General features: G+C 69.5%; 18 protein-coding genes. 4 read left to right on the plus strand and 14 right to left on the minus strand.

The window, feature by feature from the left end; translation table 11 throughout:
* Positions 1-42: 42 nt before the first annotated feature.
* Positions 43-603: a YaeQ family protein gene (locus MCHT01_RS05320; protein WP_067063334.1), complete on the minus strand. Its 561-nt coding sequence runs from the start codon at positions 601-603 to the stop codon at positions 43-45.
* A 273-nt stretch (positions 604-876) separates the two neighbouring features.
* Between MCHT01_RS05320 and MCHT01_RS05325 the strand changes: the two genes are divergently transcribed.
* On the plus strand, positions 877-1,560 hold the full coding sequence (locus MCHT01_RS05325) for a hypothetical protein (RefSeq protein ID WP_067063337.1): 684 nt from the start codon (positions 877-879) through the stop codon (positions 1,558-1,560).
* Between the two features lie 123 nt (positions 1,561-1,683).
* Here the strand turns inward: MCHT01_RS05325 and MCHT01_RS05330 are convergent, their stop codons facing one another.
* From MCHT01_RS05330 to MCHT01_RS05375, 10 genes are all read right to left on the minus strand, one after another.
* A complete protein-coding gene (locus MCHT01_RS05330; protein ID WP_067063338.1) occupies positions 1,684-3,465 on the minus strand; it encodes a bifunctional metallophosphatase/5'-nucleotidase in 1,782 nt (593 codons plus the stop codon).
* Positions 3,466-3,567: 102 nt separating this feature from the next.
* Positions 3,568-4,239 (minus strand): AAA family ATPase, encoded by a 672-nt coding sequence (locus MCHT01_RS05335; protein WP_067063341.1) that lies wholly within the window; start codon positions 4,237-4,239, stop codon positions 3,568-3,570.
* A gap of 10 nt (positions 4,240-4,249) precedes the next feature.
* Positions 4,250-4,936 (minus strand): nicotinamide riboside transporter PnuC, encoded by a 687-nt coding sequence (gene pnuC / locus MCHT01_RS05340; RefSeq protein WP_337958192.1) that lies wholly within the window; start codon positions 4,934-4,936, stop codon positions 4,250-4,252.
* A gap of 17 nt (positions 4,937-4,953) precedes the next feature.
* A complete protein-coding gene (ftsB, locus tag MCHT01_RS05345) occupies positions 4,954-5,223 on the minus strand; it encodes a cell division protein FtsB (protein ID WP_067063343.1) in 270 nt (89 codons plus the stop codon).
* Between the two features lie 191 nt (positions 5,224-5,414).
* Complete coding sequence (gene eno / locus MCHT01_RS05350) at positions 5,415-6,701, minus strand: phosphopyruvate hydratase (RefSeq protein WP_067063345.1); 1,287 nt, start codon at positions 6,699-6,701, stop codon at positions 5,415-5,417.
* 73 nt (positions 6,702-6,774) lie between these two features.
* A complete protein-coding gene (locus MCHT01_RS05355; protein WP_067063348.1) occupies positions 6,775-7,062 on the minus strand; it encodes a DUF1330 domain-containing protein in 288 nt (95 codons plus the stop codon).
* 102 nt (positions 7,063-7,164) lie between these two features.
* Positions 7,165-8,838: a CTP synthase gene (pyrG, locus tag MCHT01_RS05360; RefSeq protein WP_067063351.1), complete on the minus strand. Its 1,674-nt coding sequence runs from the start codon at positions 8,836-8,838 to the stop codon at positions 7,165-7,167.
* 70 nt (positions 8,839-8,908) lie between these two features.
* Entirely contained in the window at positions 8,909-9,772 is an 864-nt protein-coding gene (locus MCHT01_RS05365; protein WP_245643167.1) for an alpha/beta hydrolase, read from the minus strand.
* 19 nt (positions 9,773-9,791) lie between these two features.
* The gene (mutS, locus tag MCHT01_RS05370; protein ID WP_067063353.1) at positions 9,792-12,386 is read right to left on the minus strand and encodes a DNA mismatch repair protein MutS; all 2,595 of its coding nucleotides are present in this window, start codon (positions 12,384-12,386) and stop codon (positions 9,792-9,794) included.
* A 408-nt stretch (positions 12,387-12,794) separates the two neighbouring features.
* Positions 12,795-13,751, minus strand: a complete 957-nt coding sequence (locus tag MCHT01_RS05375; RefSeq protein ID WP_067063356.1) for an inositol monophosphatase family protein — start codon at positions 13,749-13,751, stop codon at positions 12,795-12,797.
* A 123-nt stretch (positions 13,752-13,874) separates the two neighbouring features.
* Here MCHT01_RS05375 and MCHT01_RS05380 point away from each other — a divergent pair, with 123 nt between their 5' ends.
* On the plus strand, positions 13,875-14,732 hold the full coding sequence (locus MCHT01_RS05380) for an RNA methyltransferase (protein WP_084451921.1): 858 nt from the start codon (positions 13,875-13,877) through the stop codon (positions 14,730-14,732).
* Positions 14,733-14,871: 139 nt separating this feature from the next.
* A complete protein-coding gene (cysE, locus tag MCHT01_RS05385; protein WP_067063358.1) occupies positions 14,872-15,639 on the plus strand; it encodes a serine O-acetyltransferase in 768 nt (255 codons plus the stop codon).
* Positions 15,640-15,704: 65 nt separating this feature from the next.
* Here cysE and MCHT01_RS05390 read toward each other — a convergent pair whose 3' ends face one another.
* The 3 genes from MCHT01_RS05390 to yjgA form a co-directional block, all read right to left on the minus strand.
* Positions 15,705-16,205, minus strand: a complete 501-nt coding sequence (locus tag MCHT01_RS05390; protein WP_067063367.1) for an FKBP-type peptidyl-prolyl cis-trans isomerase — start codon at positions 16,203-16,205, stop codon at positions 15,705-15,707.
* A gap of 69 nt (positions 16,206-16,274) precedes the next feature.
* The gene (gene mog, locus MCHT01_RS05395; protein ID WP_067063369.1) at positions 16,275-16,901 is read right to left on the minus strand and encodes a molybdopterin adenylyltransferase; all 627 of its coding nucleotides are present in this window, start codon (positions 16,899-16,901) and stop codon (positions 16,275-16,277) included.
* Complete coding sequence (gene yjgA, locus MCHT01_RS05400) at positions 16,894-17,481, minus strand: ribosome biogenesis factor YjgA (protein WP_067063371.1); 588 nt, start codon at positions 17,479-17,481, stop codon at positions 16,894-16,896. The genes mog and yjgA overlap by 8 nt, the downstream gene beginning before the upstream one ends.
* A gap of 118 nt (positions 17,482-17,599) precedes the next feature.
* Between yjgA and pmbA the strand changes: the two genes are divergently transcribed.
* Positions 17,600-18,967, plus strand: a complete 1,368-nt coding sequence (pmbA, locus tag MCHT01_RS05405) for a metalloprotease PmbA (RefSeq protein WP_067063373.1) — start codon at positions 17,600-17,602, stop codon at positions 18,965-18,967.
* Positions 18,968-19,288: the final 321 nt, after the last annotated feature.

Consider the following 19,288-nt stretch of genomic DNA (forward strand, 5'->3'; position numbering starts at 1 on the left):
GGGCCGTGCCCGGGGGGCGCCTGGCGCGCGGGGGCGGAGGGCTTACTCCTCGGCTTCCTTCACCAGCTGCGGCGTGATCTCGACGCTGCCCTTGTCGGTGCTGACGTAGGCGGTGCCGTCCTGGATGCTGACCTGCCATTGCATGCCGCGCTCGGCCAGCGCCGCCAGCGCCTGCGACTGCTCCGCCGGAATCTGCCACACCGCCAGCTTGGGCGTGCGTTGCAACTTGTTCTGGATGCCCGCCCACCAGACCGGCTGGCTGGACGCGTAGCCGATCACGGTGACGCGGTCGGCCCGGCCGTGGGCCTGGCGCAGTCGGCGCTCGTCGGGCTGGCCCAGCTCGATCCAGTGCACCACGTCGCCGGTCAGGTCCAGTTGCCACAGCGGCGGCTCGTCGACGTCCGACAGGCCCTTGCTGAACTCCAGCTTGCCGCGCAGGTCGTCGGCCGGCAGGTGCAGCGCGTAGGCCAGGATGCGGATCATCATGCGCTCGTCCGTCTCCGACGGATGGCGGGCGACGGTGAGGTTGTGCTCGCCGTAGACATGGCGGTCCATGTCGGAGATCTGCAGCTGGGCTTTGTGGATGGTGGCCTTGAGCGCCATGGTCGGGATTCGCGGTGAGGCGGGCAGGGGGCGGCATGCGACATGCCGGCATCCCGCCCGATTGGAACGGAGGCCGCCCGCGTCCTCGGACGCGGAAACGACTTGAAGCCGCGCATTATCCGGGTCGTGGCATCATGCCGACCGCGCCGCCCGGCCCCGGCTGGGCGAGCTCCGCAGGCCGCCGCCCGCGCGGACCCGATCCGGGCCCCACGGCGGCCGACGTACCGACGAGACTCGGCGCCCATCCGGCGCCTCGACCCGAGAGCACCCCACATGAACACACTCCGCACCTCCGTCGCCGTGGCCGTCCTGCTGGCCAGCGGCCTGGCCGTCGCCCAGACCTCGGGCACCGCCAAGCAGCCGGCCAAGCCGGCCGCCCAGAGCGCCGCGCCCGCCGCCAAGCCCAGCAAGGGCAAGCTGATGACGCGCGACGAACTGCGCGCCTGCATGGCCACCAACCAGGACATCGAGGATCAGGCCGGCAAGCTCAAGACCCGCCAGGCCGAGGTGCTGAAGGAACGCGACGACCTGAAGGCGATGAAGGAGCAGTCCTCCAAGGCCGACGGCGACCTGCAAGCCCAGCAGTCCGCGCTCAAGACCGAGATCGACGCGACCAACGCCGCCGGCGAGGAACTCAAGGCCAACGCGTCCAAGATGGAGAAGGCCGAGCTGAAGACCAAGCAGGACGAGTTCAACGCCCGCGCCGCCGCGCTGCAGACCAAGATCGACGCGTTCAACACCGCGCTGCGCGCCGCGCGCGAGGACAACGCCAAGGCCGTGGACGCCTACAACAGCCGCGTCGACGCCTTCCAGAAGCACACCGACGAGTACAACGAGGCCGTCGAGGACCTGGCGGACAAGCGCAACGAGTGGAAGCTCAAGTGCGGCAACCGTTCCTACGACGAGAACGACGAGATCGCGATCAAGAAGGAAAACGCCGCCGCCGGCAAGAAGTGAGGCGCCGTCGCGGCGCGCCGTCCGGTGAGGGCGGCGGCGCCGCGCGCCTGAGGCGGCCTCGATGCCGCCATGAGGAAGAGGCCCCGCGGGGCCTCTTCGCTTTGGAGCCGGGGACGGGCCGGCTCAGTCGTCCTTGCCGTCGTCGACGCGGGTCACGCGGTCCAGCGCGGTCGGCGTGACGCGGGTCGCCCCGTGGGCCTTGAAGTAGCCCTCCAGCGCGTCGACCGCCATCGGGCCGGCCTGCACGAAACGCGCCTGCGAGAACACGGTGAAGCCATCCCCGCCCACTTGCAGGAAGTCGTTGATCGCCACGCGCAGCGTCTGCGTCGGCGTCACCGGCCGGCCGTCCAGCATCAGGCTGCCCGGCACCAGGCGCGCGCCCACCGGGCGGCGCTTGTCCCAGCGGTAGCTCAGGCCCTGCGAGACCTGCAGCGCCAGGAACTTGCTGTCGTTCGCCTGCCATTGCTGCTCCAGCACCTGGCGCAACTGCTCGCCGCTCATCTCGACCACGACCAGCGCGTTGGAGAAGGGCAGGGTCGCGAACAGGTCGCCGAAGGTGACGTGGTCGTCGTCGCGGTGAATGATGCCGGTGCGCACGCCGCCGACATTGGTGAAGGCGATCTGCGCGCCGCCGTTCTCCGGCGAGCGCATCGCCGCCAGCATCGAGTCCGCCACCAGCTGACCCACGGTCGAGCCGCCGCCGGCGTTCTTGTCCTCGCCTTCCTTGCTCACGGCCTTGGACAGGAAGCCCACCGGCCGGTCGATCAGCGGCTGCGCGACACGCTGGTAGCTGTCGATCAGCAGGGTCTGGCGCGGATCCTTGGCCAGCTCGGGACGCACGACGACGTTGTCCGCCCGGGCCTCGAGCAGGCGGCCGCTGGCGCGGTCCAGGCGCAGGTCGATCTCGGTGACCAGGGTGCCGTACTTGTCGCCGCTGGTGACCAGGCGGTCGTCGATGCGGCAGTTGTAGGCGCGGTGCGTATGGCCCGACACGATCAGCCCGACGCGCTTGTCCAGCTTCTTGACGATGTCGACGATGGGGCCGGAGATGCCCGGGCATTCGTTGTAGCCGCCGGTGGGCGAGCCGCCCTCGTGGATCAGCACGACGAAGGTATGCACGCCCTGGCGCTCGAGCTCGGGCACCAGGCGGTTGACGGTCTCGGCCTCGTCGTCGAAGCGCACGCCCGCGATGGCGCGCGGGCTCACCAGCTCCGGCGTGCCCTTGAGCGTCAAGCCGATGAAGCCGATGGACACGCCCTCGAAGCGCTTGATCGCGTAGGCCGGCAGGATGGACTGGCCGGTCTTCTGGTCGATGGAGGAGGCGGCCAGGTACTGGTATCTGGCGCCCTTGAACTCGGTCGGCCCCTTGCAGCCGTCGGTCGGGTGGCAGCCGCCGCGCTGCTTGCGCAGCAGCTCGGCCACGCCCTGGTCGAACTCGTGGTTGCCCACCGAGGCGACGTCCAGACCCATCATGCCCAGCGACTCGATGGTGGGCTCGTCATGGAACAGGGCCGACAGCAGCGGGCTGGCGCCCACCAGGTCGCCCGCGGCGACGAAGACGTGGTTCGGGTTCTTGGCCTTGATCTGCGCGACCAGGGTGGCCATGCGCTCGGCGCCGCCGGCGGCGACCGTGACCTTGTTGTCCGGGTTCTGCGGATCGGCCAGCTTGATGCCGCCGACGGGCGGCATCAGGTTGCCGTGGAAGTCGTTGATCGCCAGCACCTTGACGGCCACCGCGCCGGTGGCCGCGGGCTTGGCCGGGGCGCTCGCGCCCAGCGTGGGCGGCAGCGGGGCCGGGCCGGACGAGGTCGAGGTGGGGCTCAGCGAGCCGCAGGCGGCCAGCAGCGCGGCGCTCAGCAGCAGCGAGAGCGCGCCCAGCGGGCGGCGGACGAAGGGACGGTTCATCGGGGAGGCTCCAAAAACCCGGAATACGGCGGTCGCAAATGTTTGCGGACGCGGAACGGCGGATTGTGCCTCGCGACTTTGGCGGAACCGTGAGGGCCGCGTTCAGGCGCGCGGAGGGCGCGCGACCGCGCGGCTGGCGTGCTCGCAGTCGGGGTCGTCGCAGAGTTCGCAACGCCAGTCGCCGCCCAGGCGCTCCCCCCGTTGCAGCAGGCGGCCGAACAGGCCGTCCTCGCGGCCGAGGTGCGGGCGCAGCAGTGGCCCCAGCGCGTTGAGCGCCTGCTGCAGGCGCTCGGGGCCCGCGCCGGAGACGAGGCTGTAGCCCAGGCCCGCGTCGCGCAGCGCGCGGCGCACCAGGCGGTCGGTGGGCTGCTGCGCATGCGGGCCGTCGCGCATGTTGTCGGCGACCCAGCCCAGGTCCAGCGCCATCAGCAGCGTGGCGTCCATCCGGGCCTGGACCTCGAGCGCGAAGGGATGCAGCGAGGTGTCGTCGAAGAGCTGCTCGCTGTAGACGGCCGTCATCAGCGGCGTGGTGTCGTGGATCACCAGGTCGTGATCGAGCGCGGCGACCTCGGCGCGGCGCCATTGCTCCTCGGCGATGGCGCGCTGCTCGTCGGGGCGCGGGGTGCGCAGCTCGCGCTCGCACCATTCGCGCAGGTACTCGGGGATCAGCGCGCAGCGCAGCCGGGTCTGCGCGCTCAGGTGCGTCAGCAGCGCGACGCCGAGCTGGCTCTTGCCGGTGCTCTCGGCGCCGACCAGGGCGATGTGCAGCGCCATGGCCGAGGGCTCAGGCGGCGGCGGTCGCCGGCCGCAGCTGGCGCTGCCACGAGCGCCAGCCCGCCACCGACATCGGCACGAAGACCGCGTACAGCACCACCGTCAGCCAGTAGCCCTTGAACGCGAACAGCGCGATGCTGACCAGGTTCACCATCACCCAGACGGGCCAGTTCTCCTGGTACTTGCGGCCCAGCAGCCATTGCCCGGTGATGCTGGCCACCGTGGGCAGCGCATCCCAATAGGGCAGCGGCGAATCGGTGCGGTGCTGCAGGAACAGCCCCAGCAGCGGCCAGGCGGCGAGCGTCACCAGCAGCGCAGTCACCCGGCCGCGCGGGCCCAGCGTGCGCACATGCAGCGAGTCGCCCTCGGCGGTGCGGCCGCGCAGCCATTGCCACCAGCCCCACAGCGCCAGTCCCGCGAAGAGCAGCTGCAGCGTGGCCTCGCCGTAGAGCTTGCCGCTCCAGAACAGCAGGAAGTAGAGCAGGGAGCTGATCAGCGCCAGCGGCCAGGCCAGCACCTGCACGCGCATGTTGCACACGACCATCCAGATCGCGAGCACGAACGCGACCAGCTCCAGCCAGCTGATGGGGCTGCCCAGCGCGGTGAAGGCGGGCGCGAGCGCCACGGTCATCGCGGCCTCGATCGAAGCGAGGAGAGGGCGCAGCGGCCCGGACAAGGCATCCATCGACGACAGCATGCGGGATTCGGGGAAGGTCAGCGGCGCAGCGGGACGAAGACCTCGTCCGGCTTGATCATGCCCAGCTCCATGCGGGCCTTTTCCTCGACCATCTCGAGGCCCTCGCGCAGGTCGAGCAGCTCGGCCTGCAGTTGCGCGTTGCGCGCGCGGGCCTTCTCGTTGGCCTCTTCCTGCTGGCGCAGGTCGGCGCGGAGCTGGACGCCACGGGCCAGTCCGCCCTTGCCGAGCCAGAGCTGGGCCTGGATGGCGACAAGAAAGGCGGTGAGGACGATGGCCAGGGCTTTCACAGGCCGCGAGTGTAGCCGCCCCCGCGTGACGAAGGCGTCGCGGCCGATGCGGACACCGATTCGCGGGGCCCTCGCGAGGCGCCCGCGGGGCCGTCGCCCGCGTCTCGCGCCGGGCGGTCACCATGAAAAAAGGCGAGCCCGACGGACTCGCCCTGGGGGCGATGCAGGCGTCCCCGCGAGGACGCGCGCGATCAGCGCAGGTTGTAGAAGGCCGAGCGGCCGGGGTACACGGCCACGTCGCCCAGGTCTTCCTCGATGCGCAGCAGCTGGTTGTACTTGGCCATGCGGTCCGAGCGCGACAGCGAGCCGGTCTTGATCTGGCCGGCGTTCAGGCCGACGGCGATGTCGGAGATGGTCGAGTCCTCGGTCTCGCCCGAGCGGTGCGAGATCACGGCGGTGTAGCCGGCGCGCTTGGCCATCTCGATGGCCGCGAAGGTCTCGGTCAGGGTGCCGATCTGGTTGATCTTGATCAGGATCGAGTTGGCGATGCCCTTGTCGATGCCTTCCTTCAGGATCTTGGTGTTGGTGACGAACAGGTCGTCGCCCACCAGCTGCACCTTGTCGCCCAGCTTCTCGGTGATGTGCTTCCAGCCGTCCCAGTCGCCTTCGGCCATGCCGTCCTCGATCGAGATGATCGGGTACTTGTCGACCCAGGTGGCCAGCATGTCGGTCCACTGCTCGGCGCTCAGCTTGATGCCGCCTTCGCCTTCCAGCACGTACTGGCCGTCCTTGTAGAACTCGCTGGCGGCGCAGTCCAGGCCCAGGGCGATCTGCTCGCCGGCGGTGTAGCCGGCCTTGTCGATCGCTTCCAGGATCATCTGGATCGCGGCTTCATGGTTCTCGACGTTGGGGGCGAAGCCGCCCTCGTCGCCGACCGCGGTGGACATGCCCTTGGCGTCGATGATCTTCTTGAGCGCGTGGAAGACCTCCGCGCCCCAGCGCAGCGCCTCGCGGAACGACGGCGCGCCCACGGGGATGATCATCAGCTCTTGCAGGTCGATCGAGTTGTTGGCGTGGGCGCCGCCGTTGATGACGTTCATCATCGGGACGGGGAGCTGGTTGCCGCCCATGCCGCCGAAGTAGCGGTACAGCGGGAGGCCCGATTCCTCCGCGGCGGCGCGCGCCACGGCCATCGAGACGGCCAGCATCGCGTTGGCGCCCAGGCGGCTCTTGTTCTCGGTGCCGTCCAGGTCGATCAGCGTCTTGTCCAGGAAGGCTTGCTCGGACGCGTCCAGGCCCAGCACGGCTTCCGAGATCTCGGTGTTGATGTGCTCGACGGCCTTGAGAACGCCCTTGCCGAGATAACGGGACTTGTCGCCGTCACGCAGCTCGATGGCTTCGCGCGAGCCGGTGGACGCGCCGCTCGGGACCGCGGCGCGGCCCATCACGCCGGACTCCAGCAGCACGTCGCATTCCACGGTGGGGTTGCCGCGGCTGTCGAGGATCTCTCGGCCGACGATGTCAACAATGGCGCTCATGGGAACAGTCTCCAGAAGTGAAAAATCTTGTCGGCGCGCATGGTGCCAGCAACGGGTTACCTGCGCTGAACAATCACACGCCGTCCACGACCACCATGCGCATGACGCCGGCGTGCTCGCGCAGCGACTTGGCGTGCTGGTAGGTCTCGGAGTGATAGAAGCGCTTGGCCGCCTCGCGGTCCGCGAACTTCAGCACCACCAGGCGCGACGGGGTCCACGGGCCTTCCAGCACCTCGAACTCGCCGCCGCGCACCAGCACCTCCGCGCCATGCTCCTGCATGGCTTTCGTGCTCCATTCGCGGTACTTGGCCATCTGCTCGGGATCGGTCACGGTGACGTCGGCAATGATCAGTGCGGGCATGGATCGAGGTCCTGATGAATGGGGTGAGGGCTGTGAGGCGGGCGAGGGGTTCGAAGGCCCATGCGCGAGCGGCTCCTCTCGGAGCCGCTCAGGGTCATGTCATCAAGCCGCCTTGGCGGTGGCGCCGTGGCCGGCCTTGGCCTTGTGCTCCAGCGCCGCCTTGATGAAGGCGATGAACAGCGGGTGGCCGTCCCACGGAGTCGACTTGAACTCCGGGTGGAACTGCACGCCCATGTACCACGGGTGCACCGCGCGGGGGAGCTCGACGATCTCGGTCAGCTTCTCGCGCTGCGTGATCGCGGAGATCACCAGGCCAGCGTCCTGCAACTGGTCCAGGTACTGCTCGTTGGCTTCGTAGCGGTGGCGGTGGCGCTCGGTCACGACCGGGCCGTAGATCTCGTGCGCCAGCGTGCCCGGCTTGACGTCGGAGCTCTGCGCGCCCAGGCGCATGGTGCCGCCCAGATCGGACTGGGCGTCACGCTTCTGGATGGAGCCGTCGGCGTCCTGCCACTCGTCGATCAGGGCGATGACCTTGTGCGGGGCTTCCGGCTCGAACTCTGTCGAGTTGGCGCCGTCCAGGCCGGCCTTGTGGCGGGCGTACTCGATCGTCGCGACCTGCATGCCCAGGCAGATGCCCAGGTACGGGGTCTGGTGCTCGCGGGCGTACTGGGCGGCGAGGATCTTGCCCTCGACGCCGCGCTTGCCGAAACCGCCCGGAACCAGGATCGCGTCGTACTTGCCGAGCTGGGCGATGTGGTCCGCGTCCAGCGTCTCCGAATCGACGTACTCGATGTTGACGCGGGCGTGGTTGTGGATGCCGGCGTGGCGCAGCGCCTCGTTCAGCGACTTGTAGCTGTCCGACAGATCGGTGTACTTGCCGCACATCGCGATCGTGACCTCGGTCTTCGGGTTCTCGACCTCGTTGACCAGCAGGTCCCAGCGCTTCAGGTCGGTGGACTTGGTGTTGAGCTGCAGCTTGGTGCAGATCAGCTGGTCCAGACCCTGCTCGTGCAGCACGCGCGGGACCTTGTAGATCGTGTTCACGTCCCACATGGAGATCACGCCGTACTCGGGCACGTTGGTGAACAGCGAGATCTTCTCGCGTTCGTCGTCCGGGACGCGGCGGTCGGCGCGGCACAGCAGCGCGTCGGGCTGGATGCCGATCTCGCGCAGCTTCTGCACCGTGTGCTGGGTGGGCTTGGTCTTGAGCTCGCCGGCGGCGGCGATCCAGGGGACGTAGGTCAGATGCACGAACGCGACGTTGGTCGGGCCCATCTTGAGCGACATCTGACGCGCGGCTTCCAGGAAGGGGAGCGACTCGATGTCGCCGACGGTGCCGCCGATCTCCACGATCGCGACGTCCACCGCGTCCGGCGTGCCGTGACCGGCGCCGCGACGGATGAAGTCCTGCATCTCGTTGGTGATGTGGGGGATGACCTGGACGGTCTTGCCCAGGTAGTCGCCGCGGCGCTCCTTCTCCAGCACCGACATGTAGATCTGGCCGGTGGTGAAGTTGTTGCTCTTCTTCATCCGCGTGGTGATGAAGCGCTCGTAGTGGCCCAGGTCCAGGTCGGTTTCCGCGCCGTCGTCGGTGACGAAGACCTCACCGTGCTGGAACGGGGACATCGTGCCCGGATCCACGTTGATGTAGGGATCCAGCTTGATCAGGGTGACTTTGAGGCCGCGGGACTCGAGAAGCGCCGCGAGAGAGGCCGATGCGATGCCCTTGCCGAGGGAGGACACGACACCGCCGGTGACGAAGACGTACTTGGTCATTGTCTTGCAGCGCCTGATTGGGCCGGGTGCGTCGTCCCGGATCTCAAAACGCCGTGGTGGTAAAGCGCGATTATAGCGACGTCGACTTGGCCTTCATTTCCCCGATGAGCTCGAGCACCAGATGCGCGGTGTCGTCGGGGCGTTCGAAGGGGTAGAGGTGGGTGCCCTCGAACCAGCGGAACAGGTCCTTGGCCAGCGCCTTGGAGCCAGCCGCCGTGGCCTGCCGCAGCTCCTCGGACTGCGTGCCCGCGATGAAGGCCACCGGGCACTTGGGCGCGTGGCGCTTGAGGATGCGCGGCAGGTTGTGGGGCAGCGTGTTGTAGATGCGGGTCTCGACCTCGCGGGTGAAGCCCAGCCGGACCAGGCCGTCGTCATGCTCGTCGAAGCCGCTGTCGATGTAGTCCTGCAGCACCCGCGGATCCCAGCGCGCGAACTTGTGCTTGGACGCGAAATGCGCGTGCGCGTCCTCGCGGCTGGGCCACTCGTAGCGGCGCTGCTGCGAGATCTTGCCCGGCGACACCCGCTTGATGAAGCCCGCCGTCTTGGCGACTTGCAGGCTGTGCGCGCGCCAGCCGTCGACGACGGGCGAGTCCAGCATCACCAGGCCCTGCACCAGCGCCGGCTTGCGGCAGGTCGCCAGCAGCGACAGCAGCCCGCCCAGCGAATGGCCGACCAGCGTGACCGGCCCGGGTGCCTGCACCTCATGCTCGATGAACTGCAGCAGCTCGTCGCGCAGATGCGGCCAGTTGCTGGTCACCGGATAGCGCGGATCGTGACCGATGCGCGGCAGCGCGTGGACCTGCCATCCGGCCTCGCGCCAGATGTCGAAGAGCACCCGATAGCAGCCCGACGGGAAGCCGTTCGCGTGGGAGAAGACGAGGGTCTTCGAGCTCGGCGCGGGCAGCGTCATCGGCGTGATCGGCGACATCGGCATGGCGGGTGGCTTCGATCGTTCAGCGGGCCGTGGCCAGCGCCTTGAGTTGATAGAGCGCCGCGTGCGCCTCGCGCGGGCTGAGCGCGTCAGGATCGAGGTCCTGCAAGGCGTCCAGCAACTCCGAGAAACTGGGGGCGGCGGTACCGGGCGCGGGGTCGGGCGGCGCGGCGAACAGATCGATCTGCGTCTCGCCCTCGCTGGCGCGGGCCTCGAGCGCCTCCAGCGACGCTCGCGCCTGCCGCACCACCGGGCCGGGCATGCCGGCCAGTCGTGCGACCTGCACGCCATAGCTGCGGCTGGCGGGGCCGGGCTGGATCTCGTGCAGGAAGACGATGTCCTCGCCGCTCTCCACCGCGGAGACATGCATGTTCACCGCCTGCGGATGCTTGGCGGGGAACTCGGTCAGCTCGAAATAATGCGTCGCGAACAGCGTGAAGGCGCGGCACTTGTCGTGCAGGTGCGTGGCGATCGCGCCGGCCAGCGCCAGGCCGTCGAAGGTCGAGGTGCCGCGGCCGATCTCGTCCATCAGCACCAGCGACTGCTCGGTCGCGGCGTGCAGGATCGCCGCGGCTTCGGTCATCTCCAGCATGAAGGTGGACTGCGCGTTGGCGAGGTCGTCCGCCGCGCCGATGCGGGTGTGGATCGCATCGATGGGGCCGAGGCGGCAGGCCGTCGCCGGCACGTACGAGCCCACCGCCGACAGCAATGCGATCAGCGCGACCTGGCGCATGAAGGTGCTCTTGCCGCCCATGTTCGGGCCGGTGATGACCAGCAGCTTGGTGCGGGCATCGAGCCGGCAGTCGTTGGCCATGAACTCGCCGGCGCCGGTCTCGCGCAGGCGCGCCTCGACGACGGGGTGGCGGCCGCCCTGGATGTCGATGCACGGGTGCGAGACGAACTCGGGCCGGCACCAGTTCAATGTGCCGGCGCGCTCGGCCAGCGCCGACAGCACGTCCAGCGAGGCGAGCGACCGGGCCAGTCGGCCCAGCGCCTGCAGTTCCTCGGTGAGCTGGTCGACGACGAGCTCGTAGAGCATCTTCTCGCGCGACAGCGCGCGCTCCTGCGCCGACAGCGCCTTGTCCTCGAAGGCCTTGAGCTCGGGCGTGATGAAGCGCTCGGCGTTCTTCAGGGTCTGACGACGTTGGTAGTCGGAGGGGACCTTGTCCAGGCCGCTGGTCGTGACCTCGATGTAGAAGCCGTGAACCTTGTTGTACTGGACGCGCAGGTTCTGGATGCCGGTGCGGGCGCGCTCGCGGATCTCCAGCTGCAGCAGGAAGTCGTCGCAGTTGGTCTGGATGGCGCGCAGCTCGTCCAGCTGCTCGTCGAAGCCGGTGGCGATCACGCCGCCCTCGCGCAGCATCGCGGCGGGCTCCTCCGCGATCGAGCGGACCAGCAGCTCGGCCAGATGCGGGGAGGCGCGCAAGCCCTCGGCCAGCTGGTCCAGCAGCGCGCTGCCGGCGGGCACGGTCTGCGCCAGCTCGGGCAGGATCTGCAGCGTCGCGCGCAGGCCGGCGAGCTCGCGCGGGCGCACCTGGCGCAGCGCGATGCGGGCCGAGATGCGTTCCACGTCGGAGACCTGGCGCAGCGCCTCGCGCAGCGGCTCGAAGCCGGTGGTCATCAGCTCGGCGATCGCGTCCTGGCGCTCGCGGGACACGGCGCGCTCACGCATCGGATGCAGCAGCCAGTGGCGCAGCGCGCGGCTGCCCATGCCGGTGCGGCAGGTGTCCAGCAGCGAGAGCAGCGTGGGCGAGGTCTCGCCGCGCAGCGTCATCGTCAGCTCGAGGTTGCGCTGCGTGGCGGGCGGCAGGTCGAGCAGGTCCGTGGCGCGCTGCACCTGCAGCGACTTCACGTGCGCCAGGGCGCGGCCCTGCGTGTGCTCGGCGAAGGAGAGCAGGGCGGCCGCGGCCGCGTGGGCGGCGGGCATGTCCTGCGCGTTCAGGCCTTGCAGCGAGGCGACGCCCAGCTGCTCGCACAGCTTGCGCTGGCCGAGCTTGGCGTCGAACTGCCAGCCCGGGCGATTCGTGATGGGCAGGCGCGCGGCGAGCACGGCCTGTGGGTGTTTCTCGCGATCGACCAGCACCTCGGCCGGCGACAGCCGCGCGAGCCACGAGCCCAGCTCGCGCTCGCCGCACTGGGCCAGGCCCAGTTGGCCTTGCGTCAGCGACAGCCAGGCCAGGCCCAGCGTCTTGCCCTGCGCGGACACGGCCAGCAGCACCGAGTCCTGCTTGTCGGCCAGCAGCTCCGAATCCGTGACCGTGCCGGGGGTGACGACGCGCACCACCTTGCGTTCCACCGGGCCCTTGTTGAGCCCGACCTCGCCGACCTGCTCGGCGATGGCGACGGATTCGCCCAGCTTGATCAGCTTGCCGAGGTAGGACTCCAGCGCGTGCACCGGGACGCCGGCCATGACGACCGGGTTGCCGCCGCTCTGGCCGCGGGTGGTCAGCGTGACATCCAGCAGCGCGTTGGCCTTGCGGGCGTCGTCGAAGAAGACCTCGTAGAAGTCCCCCATGCGATAGAAGACCAGCGTGTCGGGGAAGTCCGCCTTGATGCTGAAGTACTGCCGCATCATCGGCGTGTGCTGGCTGAAATCGTCGGTCTCGGCGCTGCTCATCGGGGGCGGGAAATGAGCAACGCCCTCGCGCGGAGGGCGTTGCGGTGGGTGGCTGGGAGGGGAGTGTAGGGCATGGCCAGGCTCGTCCCGGGCATCACGGGCGGAGGTCCGTCGACGGGGCGCTGCATGACATGTCCGTGATCTCCGCGAGGCGTTGAAGCGATGTCCGACATGCTAGGACCGATCGCCGTGCGCCGATGTCGCATCCACGTCCAAAAACCACCGATCCCGTCTTCAGGAGGAGCGGTGCGCCGATGCCGGACAGTCTCAAATTCCACCGCCACGCGGAAACGAAGAAGCCCTCCGTGGGGAGGGCTTCCTGGCGACGGTGTCGGCTCGCGCACGCCGATGATGCGGCAGTACGTCAGCATCACACGGGCGCCACCGGCGGTGGCACCCTGGCGGGCATCAGCCCTCGAGATCGTCCTTCTTGATGCGCACCGGGCCGCGCTTCTTCGGGGCCTCGGCGTCGGCGGCCGCGGCCTTGGGCTTCTTGGGCGCGGGGGCGCCCGGGTCCTGCGCGGCGGCCGCGTCGGCGTCCAGCGCTTCCTGCGTGATCACGCGGGTGTAGGGGGCCAGCGTCGTCACCAGCTGGCCGTAGATCTTGGGCGTGCCCGCCACGATCTCGCGCTGGAACAGGAAGTCCGGCTCGCCGGTGAAGTTGCCCACCAGACCGCCCGCCTCGGCGATCATCAGCGAGCCCGCGGCCACGTCCCACGGGTTCAGGCCGGTCTCGAAGAAGGCGTCGTAGTAGCCCGCCGCCACGTAGCACAGGTCCAGCGCGGCCGCGCCCGGACGGCGCAGACCGGCGCACTGGGTCATGACTTCCTCGAACATCTTCATGTAGCGCTTGAAGTTGTCGCCGCGGCGGAACGGGAAGCCTGTGCCGATCAGCGCGTCGCTCATGCGGGTGCGCTTGGAGACACGGAGGCGCTTGTCGTTCAGGTAGGCGCCGCGGCCCTTGGTCGCGTAGAAGAGGTCGTTGCGGGTCGGGTCGTAGACCACGGCCTGCTGCACCACGTTGCGGTGCGCCAGCGCGATCGACACGCAATAGAACGGGAGGCCGTGGATGAAGTTGGTCGTGCCGTCCAGCGGGTCGATGATCCACTGGAACTCGGAGTGCTTGGCGCCGTACTCGCGGCCGGACTCTTCGGCCAGGATGCCGTGGTCGGGGTAGGCCTGCAGCAGCGTCTCGATGATCGCCTGCTCGGCGGCCTGGTCCACTTCGGTCACGAAGTCGTTGGGCGACTTGGTGTTGATCTTCAGGATGTCCAGGTCCAGCGACGCGCGGTTGATGATGGCGCCGGCGGTGCGCGCCGCCTTGATGGCGACGTTGAGCATGGGATGAAGAGCGGCTTGCGTCATGCGGGACGATTCCTGTGCTTGAAGTGGACTGGCGAAGGGAAAGAGCAAGCGCCGGGAGAAGCCCTGGGAACTTCTGCCGGCGCGGATAATTCGCGATTTTGACACAGACTCGTGGTTTCCCCTATGCCCCCCGCCCACCTCGGTGCTGACGCCCCCGCTTCGGCCGCGCCGGACTTCACGTCGGACGCGTCCCTGTCGACCGGCGCGGCCCACGGCCTGGCCGGCGACGACACCCGCTTCGTGCTGATCGAGACCAGTCATCCCGGCAACGTCGGGTCGACCGCGCGGGCGATGAAGGTGATGGGTTTCCGCGACCTGGTGCTGGTACGGCCGCGATTCGCCGACGTGCTGAGCCAGGAGGAGACCGTCGCCATGGCCAGCGGCGCCGCCGACATCCTGGCCCGCGCGCGCGTCGTGGACCACGTCGAGGAGGCGCTCGACGGCTGCAGCTTCGTGTGCGCCACCGCGATGACGCCGCGCGACTTCGGTCCGCCCACGCGCCAGCCGCGCGAGCTCTTCGGCGAGCTCGCCCGCGGCGAGCCGGTTCGGCACCGCGTCGCGCTGATGTTCGGCTCCGAGCGCTACGGCATGAGCAACGAGGACGTCTACCGCGCCCACGCCGTGCTCTCGATCCCGACGCATCCCGAGTACGGCTCGCTCAACCTCGCGCAGGCGGTGCAGCTGCTGGCCTACGACTGGCGCCAGGCCTTGGGCGGCTTCGCGGTGGAGGCCCGCACCGCCGACGTGAACCTCGCCGACGCGCGCGCGGTGCAGGGCTTGCTGGCGCATCTGGAGACCAGCCTGGTCCACCTCGGCTACCTGGATCCGGCCTCGCCCAAGAAGCTGATGCCGCGGCTGAACCAGCTCTTCAATCGCGCGGTGCTGACGCAGGAGGAGATCCACATCCTGCGCGGCATCGCCCGCGCGATCGAGAAGACCCGTCCGCACGACCCGTCCCCCGCGCTCGGGGGGGACGAGTAGGCGCGCGGGGGGAAGGGCTCGGGCCGACAGGGGGATCGCCTGGCGATCTTGAGTAAGCCTGCGCCCGGCAAGGTCGGGGCCCGCCGCTAAACTGGCCGGCCCGCATCACGAGCCTCCGGGCTCCGCCAGGTTCCCCACCATGTTCCAGCGTCTTCGCGAAGACATCGCCTGCATCCTCGAACGCGACCCCGCCGCCCGCTCGGCCTGGGAGGTGCTGACCTGTTACCCGGGTCTGCACGCGCTGACGCTGCATCGTCTCGCGCACTGGTTCTGGACCCATGGCTTCCGTTGGCTGGGCCGCTTCACCTCGCACATCGGCCGCTTCCTGACCGGCATCGAGATCCACCCCGGCGCGACCATCGGCCGGCGGGTGTTCATCGACCACGGGATGGGCATCGTGATCGGCGAGATGACCGAGATCCATGACGAGGTGACGATCTATCAGGGCGTGACCCTGGGCGGCACCTCGCTGGTCAAGGGCGCCAAGCGGCACCCGACGCTGGAGTGCGGCGTGATCGTCGGCGCCAACGCCTGCATCCTCGGCGGCTTCACCGTCGGCGAGGGCGCGCGCGTGGGCTCGGGCGCGGTGGTGACCAAGCCGGTCCCGCCAGGCGCGACGGCGGTCGGGAATCCGGCCCGGATCATCGAGGCCAAGGGTGATGCCCAGCGCGAGGAAGCGGCCGCCCGGATGGGGTTCTCCGCCTACGGCGTGACGCAAGGGGATGACCCGGTCGCCCAGGCGATGAAGGGCCTGATCGACAACGCGTCGGGGCACGAGCACCAGATCGCGCTGCTGTGGCAGGCGATCGCGAAGTTGTCGGAGGAGCAGCGCCGGGACTGCGTGCCGCAAGGGGCGCAGCAGGAAGAGCACTTCGACGCGGACGAGCTGTCGCGGCTGGTGAAGTGAACGGGCTCCTCTCTCTCCCGCGCAGCGGGAGAGGGGGCCGGAGAAGATGCTCGGGCCTGATCCGATCAGTGATGGTGACCGTGGTCGCCGTGAGCGTGACCGTGGGCGATCTCTTCCTGCGAGGCCGCGCGCACGTCCTTGACCTTGACCGTGATCTTCAGGTGCTGCCCGGCCAGCGGGTGGTTGCCGTCCAGGTGCACCGTGTCGCCCTTGATCTTGGAGACGGTGAAGATCTGGTACCCCTCGTCGGAGTTCGGGTCGTCGCCTTCGTTGGCCGCGCGCAGCTGCAGCTGGCCGCCGACCTTCACGCCGGGCGGGAAGTCCTTCTTCGGGATCGAGATCATCAGGCTCTCGTCGCGCTCGCCGAAGCCGGTCTCGGGCGTCAGTTCGATGGTCGTGGCGAAGCCCTTCTCCTGGCCTTCCAGCGCCGCCTCGATGGCCGGCAGCGTGTTGCCGTAGCCGCCGATCAGCAGCGCCATCGGCTCATCGGTCTGCTCGATGATCTTGCCGGTCTTGTCGGCGACCTTGAGCTCGACGGTGGCGATGGTGTCCTTGGTGATCTTCATGGGGTGTGGTCCTGTGGATCCGGGGATCCTGTTGAGCGCTTCTTGCGGGGCGCGTGAGGGAAGAGAGTGTCAGCCGCGGCGCGGCGGGCGCTGGGCGGTCTTGGGACGGAACGAGGCGCAGACCTCGTCGCGGGTTTCCAGGTACGGGCCGCCGATCAGGTCGATGCAGTAGGGGACCGCCGCGAAGATGCCCTTGGCGGCCTCGTGGCCGCTCAGCGTCTCCGCGATGGCCTTGGGCTGGCCGGGCAGGTTGATGATCAGCGCCTTGCCGCGGATCACCGCCACCTGCCGCGACAGGATGGCCGTCGGGACGAAGTGCAGCGAGATCTGCCGCATCTGCTCGCCGAAGCCCGGCATCTCGCGGTCGGCCACGTCCAGCGTGGCCTCGGGCGTGACGTCGCGGATCGCCGGCCCGGTGCCGCCGGTGGTCAGCACCAGGTCGCAGCGGGCGTCGTCCACCAGCTCGCGCAGCGTCGCGGCGATCCGTGCCCGCTCGTCGGGAATCAGCCGGGGCTGGAACTCGATCGGGTTGAGCAGCGCGGCGGTCAGCCAGTTCTGCAGGGCCGGCAGGCCCTTGTCCTCGTAGACGCCGGTGGAGGCGCGGTCGCTGATCGAGACGATGCCCACGCGCACCGGATCCGGACCGGGCGTGTCGCCCGTCGCGATCCCCGTGGGCGTGAGGGCGGCGTCACTCATCGTCGTCCTCCGCGTCCTCGTCGGACGCGTCCGCCGGGGCGCCCTTGGCGGCCAGCAGATGCGTCTTGATGAGCTGGAACAGCTCGCGCCAGGCGCGGCCGTTGCGCTGCTCGGGGGCCTGGGCGCGGTCCTTGCGGGCGGCGCGGATCAGGCTGCGCAGCTGCTGCACGTCGACCTCGTCGAAGCTGTCGATGAAGCCCTGCAGGGCGTTGTCGTCCTCGACCAGGCGCTCGCGCCAGCGCTCGGCCTGGTGCAGCTCCAGCGAGTCCTGGGCGCGGCCGAGCTTGAACTCGGCCACCGCCTCGCGGATGGGTTCGGGGTCGACCTGGCGCATCAGCTTGCCGATCAGCTGCAGATGGCGCTTCTTGCCGCTGCGGGCGGTGCCGGCCACGATGCGCCGGCCTTCGCGGATCGCGTCCATCAGCGGCTCGGGCAGGTTCAGCGCGGCCACGCGCTTCTCGGGCAGGCCGAGCAGCTCCTGGCCGAGCACCTGCAGCGCGTCCATGTCGCGCTTGAGCTGGCTCTTGCTGGGGCGGTCGTCGGCGAAGTCGTCGCCGGTGTCTTCGTAGTCGTCGTGCATGGGGAGAAAGCGAGAAGCCCCGACCGGGAGGGCGGGGCACAGCGCCCGTATGATAGTCGCCACCCCGCCGCGGCCTCGGATTCCCCCAGGCCGCGCTGCATTCAAAGAGACCGTATTCATGAGTCAAGCCGAGCAAGGATTCGCCTACAGCCAGGATCATTTCCGCCAGTTGATCGAGGACGTCCTCGCCGAGGCCAAGGCGCTCGGCGCCAGCGACGCCGGCGCGGAAGTGTCCGAGGGCAGCGGCATGTCGGTGTCGGTGCGTCGCGGCCAGCTCGAGAACGTCGAGCGCAACCGCGACAAGTCGCTGGGCATCTCGGTCTACCTGGGCCAGCGCCGCGGCAACGCCAGCACCTCGGACTTCTCGCCCAAGGCGCTCAAGGACACCGTGCGCGCGGCCTACGACATCGCCCGCTTCACCGCCGAGGACGAGTTCGCCGGCCTGCCCGACGCGCAGGACCTGTCGCTGGACGCCTCGACCCGCCCCGAGCTGGACCTGTTCCACCCCTGGTCGGTGACCGCCGAGCAGGCCGCCGAGCTGGCGCTGCGCTGCGAGGACGCGGCGCTGAAGACCGATGCGCGCATCACCAACTCGGAAGGCGCCGCGGTGTCGGCGCAGCAGTCGCACTTCTTCTCGGGCAACTCGCGCGGCTTCCGCGGCGGCTACGCCAGCTCGCGCCACTCGATCTCCGTCGCCCCGATCGCGGGCCGCGGCGCGGGCATGGAGCGCGACGCCTGGTACAGCTCGATGCGCGACGCGGCCGACCTGTCCTCCGCCGAATCCGTGGGCCGCTACGCCGCCGAGCGCGCGCTGGCGCGCCTGAAGGGCCGCAAGGTCAAGACCGCCAGCGTCCCGGTGCTGTTCGAGGCCCCCGTCGCCGCGGGCCTGCTGGGCGCGCTGGTGCAGGCCACCAGTGGCGGCGCGCTGTACCGCCGCGCCAGCTTCCTGCTCGACAGCCTGGGCCAGCAGGTGCTGTCCAACCACGTCGAGGTCGTCGAGGATCCGCACGTGGTCAAGGGCAAGGGCAGCTCGCCCTTCGACGACGAGGGCGTGGTCACGAAGGCCCGCACCGTGGTCGAGGCGGGCGTGCTGCAGGGCTACTTCCTGTCGACCTACTCGGCGCGCAAGCTGGGTCTGCGCACCACCGGCCACGCGGGCGGCTCGCACAACCTGACCATGCGCAGCAAGGCGACCGCGCCCGGCGACGATCTCACGACCATGCTGCGCCGCCTGGGCACCGGCCTGTTCGTGACCGAGCTGATGGGGCAGGGCGTCAACTACGTGACCGGCGACTACTCGCGCGGCGCGAGCGGCTACTGGGTCGAGAACGGCGTCATCGTCCACCCGGTCAACGAGATCACCATCGCCGGCAACGTGAAGGACATGTTCAAGCAGATCGTGGGCATCGGCGCCGACGAGTACACGCTGGGCAGCAAGACGGTCGGTTCGATCCTGATCGAGCAGATGAAGCTGGCCGGCGCGTGAGGCGCTGACGCCCCCGGAGCACGCCGCGAAGCGGCTCCGGGAAGGCCACGACGGGGCACCCAGGGGGTGCCCCGTTTCGCTTCAGGGAGGCCTGTCTCCAGGAGACAGGCCGCGTGCGGGTTCGCGGGCTGCCGGTTCGATCCGAATCGCGTGTCCCCGACCCGATTTGGACTTCGATCAAAGGCGCGCGATGTCGTCGCCATCGCCCTCGACATTCCGATACGGTGCGTCCCCTTCGCTCAACGGGGACGGGGATGTGGAAGCGCCAATGTCGTTCGATGGTCGTCCTGATCGCGGGCCTGATGGGCGCTGGCGACCGGT

It is taken from the genome of Mitsuaria chitosanitabida ATCC BAA-476 = NBRC 102408 (assembly GCF_001598255.1).
In the GTDB taxonomy this organism is placed as follows: domain Bacteria; phylum Pseudomonadota; class Gammaproteobacteria; order Burkholderiales; family Burkholderiaceae_C; genus Roseateles; species Roseateles chitosanitabidus.

Bases quoted from the DNA above. Each gene is read 5' to 3' on its own strand.
- MCHT01_RS05380 (WP_084451921.1), top strand. From the start codon at position 13,875: ATGCCCCCCGCCCACCTCGGTGCTGACGCCCCCGCTTCGGCCGCGCCG.
- MCHT01_RS05330 (WP_067063338.1), bottom strand. From the start codon at position 3,465: ATGAACCGTCCCTTCGTCCGCCGCCCGCTGGGCGCGCTCTCGCTGCTG.
- mog (WP_067063369.1), bottom strand. From the start codon at position 16,901: ATGAGTGACGCCGCCCTCACGCCCACGGGGATCGCGACGGGCGACACG.
- eno (WP_067063345.1), bottom strand. From the start codon at position 6,701: ATGAGCGCCATTGTTGACATCGTCGGCCGAGAGATCCTCGACAGCCGC.
- yjgA (WP_067063371.1), bottom strand. From the start codon at position 17,481: ATGCACGACGACTACGAAGACACCGGCGACGACTTCGCCGACGACCGC.
- MCHT01_RS05365 (WP_245643167.1), bottom strand. From the start codon at position 9,772: ATGCCGATGTCGCCGATCACGCCGATGACGCTGCCCGCGCCGAGCTCG.
- pmbA (WP_067063373.1), top strand. From the start codon at position 17,600: ATGAGTCAAGCCGAGCAAGGATTCGCCTACAGCCAGGATCATTTCCGC.
- pnuC (WP_337958192.1), bottom strand. From the start codon at position 4,936: ATGCTGTCGTCGATGGATGCCTTGTCCGGGCCGCTGCGCCCTCTCCTC.
- MCHT01_RS05335 (WP_067063341.1), bottom strand. From the start codon at position 4,239: ATGGCGCTGCACATCGCCCTGGTCGGCGCCGAGAGCACCGGCAAGAGC.
- MCHT01_RS05325 (WP_067063337.1), top strand. From the start codon at position 877: ATGAACACACTCCGCACCTCCGTCGCCGTGGCCGTCCTGCTGGCCAGC.
- pyrG (WP_067063351.1), bottom strand. From the start codon at position 8,838: ATGACCAAGTACGTCTTCGTCACCGGCGGTGTCGTGTCCTCCCTCGGC.
- cysE (WP_067063358.1), top strand. From the start codon at position 14,872: ATGTTCCAGCGTCTTCGCGAAGACATCGCCTGCATCCTCGAACGCGAC.
- MCHT01_RS05390 (WP_067063367.1), bottom strand. From the start codon at position 16,205: ATGAAGATCACCAAGGACACCATCGCCACCGTCGAGCTCAAGGTCGCC.
- MCHT01_RS05355 (WP_067063348.1), bottom strand. From the start codon at position 7,062: ATGCCCGCACTGATCATTGCCGACGTCACCGTGACCGATCCCGAGCAG.
- mutS (WP_067063353.1), bottom strand. From the start codon at position 12,386: ATGAGCAGCGCCGAGACCGACGATTTCAGCCAGCACACGCCGATGATG.
- MCHT01_RS05320 (WP_067063334.1), bottom strand. From the start codon at position 603: ATGGCGCTCAAGGCCACCATCCACAAAGCCCAGCTGCAGATCTCCGAC.
- MCHT01_RS05375 (WP_067063356.1), bottom strand. From the start codon at position 13,751: ATGACGCAAGCCGCTCTTCATCCCATGCTCAACGTCGCCATCAAGGCG.